The 9,143-nt window shown below is 76.4% G+C and carries 9 protein-coding genes and 1 pseudogene; 3 read left to right on the top strand and 7 right to left on the bottom strand.

The features are described 5' to 3' along the window. Positions 1-95: 95 nt before the first annotated feature. On the bottom strand, positions 96-1,520 hold the full coding sequence (locus E9565_RS15205) for an NADP-dependent succinic semialdehyde dehydrogenase (RefSeq protein ID WP_236827704.1): 1,425 nt from the start codon (positions 1,518-1,520) through the stop codon (positions 96-98). 272 nt (positions 1,521-1,792) lie between these two features. On the opposite strand from E9565_RS15205, the gene E9565_RS15200 reads away from it, so the two are divergent. The 3 genes from E9565_RS15200 to E9565_RS15190 all read left to right on the top strand — a co-directional run bounded on the left by E9565_RS15200 (position 1,793) and on the right by E9565_RS15190 (position 4,414). Next, positions 1,793-2,782, top strand: a complete 990-nt coding sequence (locus tag E9565_RS15200) for a sensor histidine kinase (RefSeq protein WP_236835727.1) — start codon at positions 1,793-1,795, stop codon at positions 2,780-2,782. Positions 2,783-2,948: 166 nt separating this feature from the next. Continuing rightward, positions 2,949-3,749: a CoA transferase subunit A gene (locus E9565_RS15195; RefSeq protein ID WP_236835725.1), complete on the top strand. Its 801-nt coding sequence runs from the start codon at positions 2,949-2,951 to the stop codon at positions 3,747-3,749. Continuing rightward, positions 3,746-4,414, top strand: coding sequence for a CoA transferase subunit B (locus E9565_RS15190; RefSeq protein WP_236827701.1), 669 nt, complete (start codon positions 3,746-3,748; stop codon positions 4,412-4,414). The genes E9565_RS15195 and E9565_RS15190 overlap by 4 nt, the downstream gene beginning before the upstream one ends. A 9-nt stretch (positions 4,415-4,423) precedes the next feature. On the opposite strand, the gene E9565_RS15185 is transcribed toward E9565_RS15190, so the two are convergent. The 6 genes and pseudogenes from E9565_RS15185 to pcaB form a co-directional block, all read right to left on the bottom strand. Then, positions 4,424-4,909 carry a hypothetical protein gene (locus E9565_RS15185; protein WP_236835723.1) on the bottom strand — a complete coding sequence of 162 codons (486 nt, stop codon included), beginning with the start codon at positions 4,907-4,909 and terminating at the stop codon, positions 4,424-4,426. Between the two features lie 62 nt (positions 4,910-4,971). Then, positions 4,972-5,985 (bottom strand): annotated as a pseudogene (locus E9565_RS23605) (FAD-dependent monooxygenase); the annotation flags it as partial. A gap of 17 nt (positions 5,986-6,002) precedes the next feature. Then, entirely contained in the window at positions 6,003-6,569 is a 567-nt protein-coding gene (locus tag E9565_RS15180; protein ID WP_236827699.1) for a hypothetical protein, read from the bottom strand. A 77-nt stretch (positions 6,570-6,646) separates the two neighbouring features. Beyond that, positions 6,647-7,045, bottom strand: a complete 399-nt coding sequence (pcaC, locus tag E9565_RS15175) for a 4-carboxymuconolactone decarboxylase (protein WP_236827698.1) — start codon at positions 7,043-7,045, stop codon at positions 6,647-6,649. Further along, positions 7,042-7,821 (bottom strand): alpha/beta fold hydrolase, encoded by a 780-nt coding sequence (locus E9565_RS15170; protein WP_236835721.1) that lies wholly within the window; start codon positions 7,819-7,821, stop codon positions 7,042-7,044. Before E9565_RS15170 ends, pcaC begins: the two co-directional genes overlap by 4 nt. Further along, positions 7,818-9,143, bottom strand: coding sequence for a 3-carboxy-cis,cis-muconate cycloisomerase (gene pcaB, locus E9565_RS15165; RefSeq protein WP_236835720.1), 1,326 nt, complete (start codon positions 9,141-9,143; stop codon positions 7,818-7,820). The genes E9565_RS15170 and pcaB overlap by 4 nt, the downstream gene beginning before the upstream one ends.

The following is a 9,143-nucleotide window of genomic DNA, read 5'->3' as shown; positions in this document are numbered from 1 at the left end:
CCCTCGACCAGCCCGCCCCCGGGCCGCGCGGGCGCGTCCCCGCCGACTGGACCTCCCGCCTGCGCTGACGGGAGGCCCGGCCGGGAAGGGCGTCGCTACTCCGCGGCGGAACCGGCGGTGCTGCGCTCGGCCTGCTCGCTGCTCGGCCCACCGATCCAGACGGTCTTGGCGTTCATGAACTCGCGCATGCCGAGCTCGGTCAGCTCCCGGCCGTACCCGCTCTGCTTGACGCCGCCGAACGGCAGCTCCGGGTAGCTGGTCGTCATGCCGTTGACGAAGGCCATCCCCGAGGCGATGTCGCGGATGAACCGCTCCCGCTCCCCGGCGTCCTCGCTCCAGAGGTTGGAGCCCAGCCCGTAGGGGTGGCTGTTGGCGATCTCGATCGCCTCCTCCAGCGAGTCGACCGTCCACAGCGCCGCGACCGGCCCGAAGACCTCCTCCAGGTACAGGTCCATCTCCGGGGTGATGCCGGTCAGGAGGGTCGGCTCGTAGAACCACCCCGGCCGGTCGACCCGCTTGCCGCCCACCAGCACCTGCGCGCCCTTGGCGACGGCGTCGTCGACGTACTTCTCGACGTCCTCCCGGCCGGACTCGGTGGCCAGCGGCCCCACCTGGGTGCCCTCGTCCATCGGGTCGCCGACGGTGAGGGCGCCGATCTTCTCGGCGAACAGGCGGGTGAACTCCTCGGCGACGTCGCGGTGCACGAAGAAGCGCTTCGCGGCGATGCAGCTCTGACCGTTGTTCTGGTTGCGCGCGGTGACCGCGACCTCGGCGGCCCGGTCCAGGTGGGCCGAGGGCATGACGATGAACGGGTCGCTGCCGCCCAGCTCCAGCACGGTGGGCTTGAGCGCGTCACCGGCGATGGAGGCCACCGACTGGCCGGCGGGCGCGCTGCCGGTGAGCGTGGCGGCGGCGACCCGGTCGTCGCGCAGCACCCGCTCGATGGTCGAGGAGCCGATGAGCAGGGTCTGGAAGACGTCCTCGGGGAAGCCCGCCCTGCGGAACAGCTCCTCCAGGTAGAGCGCGGTCTGCGGCACGTTGCTGGCGTGCTTGAGCAGGCCGACGTTGCCGGCCATCAGCGCCGGGGCGGCGAACCGCATCGCCTGCCACAGCGGGAAGTTCCACGGCATGATCGCCAGGACGACGCCCAGCGGCTGGTGCACCACGTAGGCCTGCTCGGCCCCCACCGCGGCGGCGTCCTTCGGCTCGGGCTCCAGCAGGGCCGGGCCGTGCTCGGCGTACCAGCGCAGCGCCTTGGCGCACTTGCCGACCTCCGCCTTGGCCGACGCCAGCGTCTTGCCCATCTCGGTGGTCATCAGCTCGGCGACGGCGTCGGTCTCGTCGTCCAGGACGCCGGCGGCCGCGGTGAGCCAGGCCGCCCGCTCCTGCGGGGTGGTCAGCCGGTAGCGCGCGAACGCCTGCGCGGCGCGGGCGATCCTGTCCTCGAGCGCCTCCTCGGTGAGCGGCTCGTAGGTCTTGAGCGTCTCGCCGGTGGCCGGGTTGATCGTGGCGATGGCCATGGTGTTCTCCCTCCGGGGTCGGCCGGTCACCTGCCCCTGGGATCGCGGTCGAAACGGGGAGGCTGCCCGCGCCGGGTGGCAGCCCGTGAGGGCGGCGGCTACCTTCGACGCGGCTGCGCCGGCCGCCGGCACCACCGGTGGTCTCGCCGGCCGACAGCGCCCCGCCACGACAGCAGTGGGGCGCTCCCCGGGGTGCCGGCCGACCGCCGTGACCCGCTGGCCTACCGTGGGGCACGGATTTCGGACGACGGCGGAACGATTCAGGGGCGCAGGTGAGCTGGACGGCGGCAGGCGGGGTGGGCCACCCCGCACCCGGCGGGTTCCCCCACGACGCGCTGTTCCACGACTCGCTCGACCAGCTGGTCGCCACCGCGGCCCCCTTCCTCCGGGCGGGTCTGGACGCGGGTGAGGCGGCCGTCGTCGCCACGTCGGCGTCCACCGCGACCGCGCTGCGCGAGGCCCTCGGGGACGACCCGCGGCTCGTCGTCGTCGACCGCCACGACGCCTACCGGCCGCGCACCCCCGCGGCGATCATCGCGTTCCGGAAGCTGGCCGAGGAGCAGCGCGCCACCGGGGTGCCGCGCGTCCGCGTGCTCGGGGAGGTCGACCACGGGCCCTCCGAGCGCAACTGGCTGGAGTGGGAGCGCTACGAGTCGGTGATCAACGAGGCGCTGCGCGGCTGGGACCTGTGGGGCGTGTGCGCGTTCGACTCCCAGCGCCTGCCGGAGTCGGTGCTCGCCTCCGCCGCGCACACCCACGCCCACGTGGTGACGCCGCAGGCCCGCACGCCCAACGCCCGCTTCGCACGGCCGGCCGGCTACCTGCGCTCGCTGCCGGTGCCCGACGAGCCGCTGGAGGCCACGCCCCCGCGGTTCACGGCCGACGCGGTCTCGGACTTCGTCGGCCTGCGGCACGCGGTCGCCGCGGAGCTCGCCGGCCTGACCGCACCCGCCGACGTCGTCGAGGACTTCCTGCTCGCCGTCGACGAGATGACCTCCAACGCCGTCCGGCACGGCGTGCCCCCGGTGAGCCTGCGGCTGTGGACCGCCCCGGACCGCCTGGTCTGCACCATCGCCGACGGCGGCCCGGGCTGGGACGACCCCTTCGCCGGCTACGGGCCGGCCCACGGGGACGACCTGTCCCGCGGCGGCATGGGCCTCTGGCTGGCCCGCCAGCTGTGCGACCACGTCGACATCTCCGGCGGGGCGCACCACCCCGGCGACGGCGGCGTGCGGGTCCGGCTCACCACGCTGCTCCGCTGACCCCTGCCGCGGCCGTCCGTTTCCGGCCAGTGGGCAGGGCGGGCGCGCCCGGGCGTCGTCGCCCGCGATACTGGGGCCCGCAGCGGCGACGATGGGAGCAGCGTGGTGGATCGGGCGCGTTCGGACCACGGCCGGGGAACCGGCCCCGCAGAGCGGGAGGGCTGACGTGGACAAGGTCGTCCGCTCCGCCGAGGAGGCGGTCGCCGACATCGGGCAGGGCGCGACCCTGGCCGTCGGGGGCTTCGGGTTGTGCGGGGTGCCGTACGCGCTGATCGACGCGCTGCTGGCCCAGGGCGCCGACCAGCTCACCACCATCTCGAACAACTGCGGGGTCGACGACCAGGCCCTCGGCGTCCTGCTCTACGCGGGCCGCATCCGCAAGACGATCAGCTCGTTCGTCGGCGGCAACAAGGAGCTGGCGCGGCTGTACCTGTCCGGTGAGCTGGAGGTGGAGCTCACCCCCCAGGGCACGCTGGCCGAGCGGCTGCGCGCCGGGGGCAGCGGCATCCCCGCCTTCTACACCCCCACCGGCGTCGGCACGCTGGTCGCCGAGGGTGGCATCCCGATCCGCTACGACGCCGACGGGAACGTGGTCGAGGTCAGCCGCCCCAAGGAGGTGCGCGAGTTCGACGGCCGCCAGTACGTGCTGGAGACCGCGCTGACCGCCGAATTCGCGCTGGTGCACGCCGCGGTGGGCGACCGGCACGGCAACCTGGTGTTCCACGAGTCGGCGCGGAACTTCAACCCGCTGGCCGGGATGGCCGGGCGGATCACCGTCGCCGAGGTCGAGGAGCTCGTCGAGCCCGGCGAGATCACCCCCGAGGACGTCCACCTGCCCGGGGTGTTCGTCGACCGCGTGGTCGTCGTCGGCGGTGACCGCAAGCCGATCGAGAAGCGCACCACCCGCCCGCGTTCCGACCGTTCGCAGACCCCGGCCGCCGCCGGCGAGGAGGCCACGCCCGCATGAGCCTGACCCGTGAGCAGCTCGCCGCCCGGGTGGCCCTCGAGCTCGAGGACGGCCAGTACGTCAACCTCGGCATCGGGATGCCCACCCTGGTGCCCAACTACGTGCCCGAGGGGGTGCACGTCGTCCTGCACTCGGAGAACGGCGTGCTGGGTGTGGGGCCCTACCCCTTCGAAGGCGAGGAGGACCCCGACCTGATCAACGCCGGCAAGGAGACCGTCACCCTGCTGCCCGGCGCGAGCTTCTTCGACTCCGCGCTGTCCTTCGGGATGATCCGCGGCCAGCACCTCGACGTCGCCGTGCTGGGCGCCATGCAGGTCAACGCCCGCGGCGACCTGGCCAACTGGCTGATCCCCGGCAAGATGGTCAACGGCATGGGCGGGGCGATGGACCTCGTCCACGGCGCCCGCCGGGTGATCATCATGATGGAGCACGTCGCCCGCGACGGGGCGCCGAAGATCGTGCAGGAGTGCACCCTGCCGCTGACCGGCAAGGCCTGCGTGGACCGGATCATCACCGATCTCGCCGTCATCGAGGTCACCGGCGACGGGCTGGTCCTGCGCGAGACCGCACCCGGCGTGACCGCCGACGAGGTGGTCGCCGCGACCGGCGCCCCGCTCACCGTCGCCGACGACGTCCGCGAGATGCCGCTGCCCGCCGGCGTCTGACGCCCCCGGTCACGCCTGCGCGGGCACGACCGGCCCGGGGCCGGCGACCACCCCGTGCCGGTCCTGCACGAGACCGACCCGGCCGAGCCACCAGCGCACGGCCGGGTCGGCCGCATCGGCCGCGCGCACGCCGACGTAGCCGTCCGGACGGACGACGAGCGCCCCGCGGCCCGGGTCACCGAGCCGGTGGACGTGCAGCAGGCCGCCCGGCCGGTCCGGGCAGCGCGCGTCGCGGTCGAGGAGGACGTGCACGCCCGGCCGGGCGGTGAGCTCGTGCAGCCGGGTGGGCCGCCCGTCCACCGCGACGTCGCGGTCGGGCAGCCGGTCCCCGGCGCGGACGGCGCCGCGCGCCGGTCCGGCCTCCACCGACAGCGCGCTCCCGCGGTACCGCGTCCGGAGCTGGGCGAGCAGCCGGACCCCCTCCGCGACCAGCCGGCGCCGGCCCAGCAGGAAGGGCATCGCGGGGGCGGCCCACGGGGCGAGGGTGCCGCGCACCAGCCCGGCGGGCCGGTGGCCGACTCCCCCCAGAACAGCGCGTGGGTCAGGGCGAGCACCCGCTCGTCGACCGGCCGCCGCTCGGCGGCGTAGGAGTCGAGCAGCGTGGCCGGCGCGGTCGACCCGGGCGCCAGCGCCAGCTTCCACCCCAGGTCGACCGCGTCCTGCAGGCCGGTGTTCATGCCCTGACCGCCGGCCGGGGACGACGCGTGCGCCGCGTCCCCCGCCAGGAACAGCCGCCCGGAGCGGAACGCCGTGGCCATCCGGTGCTGGAGCCGCACCGTGCTCGACCACGCCACGGTGGTCAGCCGGGCGCCGAGTCCCGCCTCGTCCAGCAGCTCCTGCAGCTCCTGCAGCTCCGCCACCGGCACCGGCGGTCCGGGGCGTCCGGGCTCCGGGGTGCCCGGCCTCGCGGGACGGGTGGCGAGCAGCCGCCACCGGGCGAGCTCCCCCAGGGCGAACAGGAACACCAGGCCCCGCCGGCCGACGACGACGTGCGCCAGGCCCGGCTCGGGGCCGCCGGCCGCCAGGTCGACGTCGGCGAGCACGATCTCGCGGTCGTAGCCGCCACCCCGCCAGCCGATGCCGGCCAGCCGCCGGACCGTGCTGTCCACCCCGTCACAGCCCGCGACGGCCCGGGCGGCCACGTGCTCCGTGCCCGCCGGCGTCTCCAGCACCGCCGCCGCCCCCGCGGCCCCGTCCCGGACGTCGAGCAGCTCGACCCCGCGCTCCACCCGCACGCCGGCGCGGTCGAGGGCGGCGGCCAGCACCGTCTCGACGTCCATCTGGCGCACCAGCGTGAGGTGCGGGTAGGGCGTGTCCGGCAGGTCGAACCGGTCGAGCTCGACCGGCACCGTCCGCCGGCCCAGGTGCAGCCGCGCCCGCGGCGCCGTGTCGGCGCGGTCCAGCACGTCGTCGACGACGCCGAGCGGACGCAGCACCTCCAGCGTGCGGGCGTGCACCATGAGCGCCCGCGACGGGCGGAAGGCCTCCGGGCGCCGGTCCACCACCCGCACGTCGGCGCCGTGGGCCGCGGCCTGCAGGGCGAGGGCCAGGCCGGTCGGCCCCGCCCCCACGACCAGCAGGCGACCGCTCACCGGGCAGCTCCCGCGGCCGCGCCGGGCACGGGCAGGCGCACCGGCCGGACCCCGCCCGGACCGGCGGGTCCCACCACGTCGGAGCGGCGCGCCCCGGGCACCACCTCGTGGCGGACCGAGCCGCGGACGCTGACCAGCCCCAGCACCCAGGCCAGCGACCGGGCGTAGCCGTCGGCCCGTCCCGCGCCGTCGTACTCGTAGAGCCCGCGGTACACGCCGTCGTCGTCCGCGGCGACCCACCACTTGGTCAGCAGGCCGGGGAAGCCGACGAACAGCGGCAGGTTCAGCCAGCTCTCCGCCCGGAACCAGGCATGACCGCGGCCGCGGACCCCGCGCAGCCGGAACTCGACCAGCAGCACGCACGGCTCCCGGGCCGGCGGGCGCTCGACCACCGTCTCGCGGTAGACCCACGACGTCCGGCCGCCCGGGAACGCGAGCCGCACGCCCACGTCCGTGCGCGGGTGGTGGATCCGCCCGCGGACGGCCAGCCCGGCCCCTGCGGCCGCGCACCGGGCGAGCGCGACCACCGCGACGGCCAACGGCTGCTTCCTCGTCGTCTCCACGGCCCCGAGGCTGCCGAGACCTCGCCGGCCCGGGGAGGGTCGTTGAGCCCCGTCGGGGAGGGTCCCCGTGCCCTCGGTCAGGAGCGGGCGAGCCCGTCGCGCATCTCGTCGAGGATCGGGCCGGCGACCTTGAAGGCGTGGTTGGCGGCGGGCACGCCCGCGTAGACGGCGGCGTGCTGGATGACCGCGCCGATCTCCTCGTCGCTGAGCCCGTTGTTGACCGCCGCGCGCACGTGCAGGGCGAACTCCTCCCAGTGCCGCAGCGCGATGGTGATCGACAGCGTCATCAGGCTGCGGTCGCGGCGGGAGAGCTCCGGCTGCTGCCACACGTCGCCCCACGCCACCCGGGTGATGAAGTCCTGGAACCCGGCGGTGAGGGGCGTGGTGCCGGCCACGGCGCGGTCGACGTGCGCGTCGCCCAGCACCTCGCGGCGGGTGCGCATGCCCGCTTGGCGGCGTTCGTCGTCCGTGCTCATGCCGAGCCTCCCGCAACGTCGAAGTGGGCGAGCAGCGCGCCGGTGACCTCCAGCGGCCGCTCCAGGTTGCCCAGGTGCGCGGCCGGGCTCAGGGTCAGCAGCTCCGCCCCGGCGATGCCCGCGGCGATCGCCTCCTGGTGCGGGGGCGGGAGGGCCGGGTCCTCGGCACCGGAGACCACCAGGGTGGGCGCGGTGATGCGGCCGAGGTCCTCGCGCAGGTCGATGCCGCCGACCACCTCGCAGCAGGCGGCGTAGCCCTCGTCGTCGGCGCCGGCGATCATCGCCTCGAGCCGGGCCACCAGGCCGGGGTGCTCCGCGGCGAACGACGGCGTCAGCCAGCGGGACACCACCGTGGGCGCGAAACCGGCAGTGCCCTCCGCGCGGGCCTGCGCCGCCCGGTCGCGGAAGCCCTCCGGATCGGTCTTCGCCGAGCTGAACAGCACCGCGAGCCCGGCCACCCGCGCGGGTTCCCGGGCCGCCATCCGCATGCCCACCATCCCGCCGAGGGAGACCCCGGCGACGTGCGCCCGCTCCGCGCCGAGCTCGTCCAGCACCGCGAGGACGTCGTCGACCAGGTCGTCGAGCGCGTAGGGGCCCGGGGGCGCGGGCGACGCCCCGTGGCCCCGGCCGTCGTAGGTGACCACGCGGAACCGCTCGGCCAGCGGGGCCACCTGCGGGTCCCACATGGCCCGGGTGGCCCCGAGGGAGTTGGAGAGGACGACCAGCGGTGCGTCCGGCGGCCCGGCGACGGTGTAGGAGACGGGGACGGCGCTCATCGGTTTCCCTCCACCAGGTGGGTGTGCTCGGCGAGGACGGCGTCGACCTGCGCGCCCGCCTCGCCCACGTCGGGCCGCCCGCCGAGCAGGTCGGCGAGGTCGACGTCGTCCCGGCCGGCCACCACGTCGGCGAGCGGGCGCCCGGTGGCCGCGGCCTCCCGGACGGCGGTCGCGGCCTCGTCGTGCGCCGCGTCCCGCCCGAGCAGCGGGGTGAGCGCGTCGGCGAGCGCGCCCGCGATCTCGGGGTCGCGGGCCGCGGCCACCGTCGCGGCCATCCGCCCCGGGTCGGGGCGCAGCCCGTCGAGGCTCTCCACCAGCCAGGCCGCCGAGGAGCCGACGGTCGAGAGCAGGTCGGTCAGGGTGGGCCACTCGCTGTGCCAGGCACCGGCGGCCCGCTCGTGCTCCTGCTCCATGGCCCCGAGCAGGGTGGCCACCAGACCGGGGGCCCGCCGGGCGCAGGCCCGGGCGGAGATCGCGGCCACCGGGTTCCGCTTGTGCGGCATGGCCGAGGAGCCGCCCCGCCCGGCGCCGGTCTCGGCCACCTCCGCGACCTCGGTCTGCGCCAGCAGCACGACGTCGACCGCGACGGTCGCGAGCACCCCCGCGGTGGCGCCGAGCGCGCCGGCCAGGTCGGCGACCGGCAGCCGCACGGTGTGCCACGGCGCGGCGGTCGCGACCAGCCCGAGCTCGGCGGCGAGCGCGGCCCGCAGCGCGGTGCCGGAGCCGTCGTTCCCGGCGAGCGTGCCGACGGCGCCGCCGTACTGCACCGGCAGCGAGGCCACCACCTCGGCCAGCCGCAGCCGGGCGCCGTCCAGCCCGCTGACCCAGCCGGCGGCCTTGAGCCCGAAGGTGGTGGGCAGCGCCTGCTGCATCAGCGTGCGACCCATGACGGGGGCGTCGCGGTGGTCGCGGGCCAGCCGCGCGGCGGCGTCGGCGGCGAGCGCGAGGTCCCGGTCGATCGCGCCGACCGCCCGGCGGGCCAGCAGCACCAGCGCGGTGTCGACGACGTCCTGGCTGGTGGCGCCCACGTGGACGGCCACCCCGTCGCGCTCCCCCACCGCCGCCCGCAGCACCCGCACCAGCGGCGGTACCGGGTTGCCCGCGTCGGCGGCGTGCGCGACCACCGAGGCCAGGTCGAGCGCCGCCGGCTCGGCGCAGGCGCGGGTGACGGCGTCCGCCGCCGTGGTGGGCACCAGGCCGGTCGCCGCGGCCGCCCGGGCGAGGGCGGCCTCGACGTCGAGCAGCGCGTCGAACCAGGCGGAGTCGGAGACGGCGGTCGCCGCGCCGCCGCGCGCGAAGGTCGCGCCGAAGAGACCGGTCAC

It is taken from the genome of Blastococcus sp. KM273129 (assembly GCF_021698995.1).
Classification (GTDB): Bacteria; Actinomycetota; Actinomycetes; order Mycobacteriales; family Geodermatophilaceae; genus Blastococcus.
This window is presented reverse-complemented; position numbering and strand designations above follow the sequence as displayed.

Coding starts and splice junctions, on each gene's coding strand:
- E9565_RS15205 (WP_236827704.1), bottom strand. CDS start 1,520: ATGGCCATCGCCACGATCAACCCGGCCACCGGCGAGACGCTCAAGACC.
- E9565_RS15190 (WP_236827701.1), top strand. CDS start 3,746: ATGAGCCTGACCCGTGAGCAGCTCGCCGCCCGGGTGGCCCTCGAGCTC.
- pcaC (WP_236827698.1), bottom strand. CDS start 7,045: ATGAGCACGGACGACGAACGCCGCCAAGCGGGCATGCGCACCCGCCGC.
- E9565_RS15170 (WP_236835721.1), bottom strand. CDS start 7,821: ATGAGCGCCGTCCCCGTCTCCTACACCGTCGCCGGGCCGCCGGACGCA.